Genomic DNA, 1,104 nt, shown 5'->3' with positions numbered 1-1,104 from the left:
GTTGTGGCGAGTGCACCAAAGACTACCGCCATGCCGGCCACTGCACCAGCTGTCGTCGCTACCGCGGCACCGGATGCGCCGCTGCCGGCAATCGAGAGCGAGACCGCGGCGCTGGGCACACTGGCCGCATTGTGGGGGCCATCATTTGCCGGTCTGGCCGGCGCCGATCCGAAGGCCATTTGCGAGGCCGCGCTGCGCGCCAATCTGCGCTGCCATGCGGGGCGGGGCGGTGTGTACGAACTGCGTCTGCTCGACCGGCCGGCGGTGGTCACGCTGCACGACGGCCCGCGTACCGGCTATGCGGTACTGGTCGGGATGGACGAGCGCAGCGTCACGCTGGCGCAGGGCGACGGGCGCGAGCGCGTCGACATCGCTGCCTTCGTCGCACGCTTCGGTGGCGAATTCACCACCTTCTGGCGGATGCCCGCGGCGTTTCGCGATGTCGTCGCCCAGGGCGACCGCGGGCCGGACGTCGACTGGATCGCGCAGCGCCTGGCAGGCCTGCACAGCGAAACGGCGCCGGCGCTCGATGCGCCGCTCGACGCGCGCATCAAGGAGTGGCTGCGTGCCTTCCAGGCTGCGCAAGACCTGAAGGCCGATGGCGTGGCCGGGCCGCGCACTTATATGCGCCTGAACCAGCTGTCGAACGTGGCCGAGCCCCGTTTGCTGGCCGCTGGCGGGACAGGAAGCTGATATGTCGTACATCCTCGAAGCACTCAAGAAGGCGCAAGCCGAACGCCAGCTGGGCAATGCCCCGACCATTCACGCACCGGCGCCGTCGTATGCCGCGCCGCGCGCAGGGCAGGGCGCGCAGCGGCGCTACCTCGCGCTTGGCGTGGGCGCCGTGRTGATTGCGGCGGCCGTAGCGCTGCTGTGGCCGCGCCTTGCGGGCGAGCCGCCGGTGCGGCTGGCAGCCGTGACGCCAACTGTGGCTGTGCCGGCGACTGCGCCGGCTACCGCTCCGGCTACCGCTCCGGTAGTTACGCCTGCGCCGCCCGCTGTTGTCACACCCGCACCCGCCCCGGTTGTTCAGCCTGCACCTTCACCTGCACCTGCACCTGCACCGGTGGCCGAAGCCCGGCCGGCACGTGCGAAGCCTGCGCC

General features: G+C 71.1%; 1 protein-coding gene. It reads left to right on the top strand.

The features are described from left to right. Nucleotides 1–30: 30 nt before the first annotated feature. A complete protein-coding gene (locus AC1DYN_RS32695; protein ID WP_477966994.1) occupies nucleotides 31–693 on the top strand; it encodes a peptidoglycan-binding protein in 663 nt (220 codons plus the stop codon). Nucleotides 694–1,104: the final 411 nt, after the last annotated feature.

It is taken from the genome of Rhizobacter sp. P2_D12 (assembly GCF_056404395.1).
Note: the sequence above shows the minus strand (reverse complement) of the source record. Positions and strands in the feature narration are given on the sequence as shown.